Annotated in this window: 2 tRNA genes; both read left to right on the forward strand. The window is 47.2% G+C overall.

What is annotated here, in order from left to right:
- Positions 1-75 precede the first annotated feature (75 nt).
- Positions 76-152: transfer RNA gene (locus ACT3TJ_RS18040), tRNA-Ile, on the forward strand.
- A 104-nt stretch (positions 153-256) separates the two neighbouring features.
- A tRNA-Ala gene (locus tag ACT3TJ_RS18045) sits at positions 257-332 on the forward strand.
- Positions 333-585: the final 253 nt, after the last annotated feature.

Here is a 585-nt window from a genome sequence, read left to right on the forward strand (position 1 = left end):
TCCTCGCGGTAAACGTCCACAATGAATTACCTGATCAGATCATAGAGCAAACGGTTTAAGCACGATCCCCCTCTTGGGTCTGTAGCTCAGTTGGTTAGAGCGCACCCCTGATAAGGGTGAGGTCGGCAGTTCAAGTCTGCCCAGACCCACCAAATTTTATCCATCTCTGCGTTATTTTATGACTCGCATAGCAGGCTATGCTTCGCCATAAAATGCCTTGTGTTGAATAAAATTCCGAGAGGTAAGTGTCCAAAATGGGGCCATAGCTCAGCTGGGAGAGCGCCTGCCTTGCACGCAGGAGGTCAGCGGTTCGATCCCGCTTGGCTCCACCATTATCCTGACCGTTTGTTTGTTTTGTGACCATTGATAAGTCGCACGTTTTTAGACGTCGCTTTATCACTGTTCATTGAACAGTTGCTCTTTAACAATGTATATCATGCTGACATTAACGTTTTTTAAAACGTTGATACGTAATTGTTGTGTGATACGTCTCAAGCGTATCCGGCAATCGTTGTCATTGCGAGATACCAGACCCCTTCGGGTTATAGGGTCAAGCAATGAAGCGCACACGGTGGATGCCTAGGT

The organism is Halomonas sp. AOP30-A1-24 (assembly GCF_052378165.1).
Taxonomy (GTDB): domain Bacteria; phylum Pseudomonadota; class Gammaproteobacteria; order Pseudomonadales; family Halomonadaceae; genus Vreelandella; species Vreelandella citrativorans.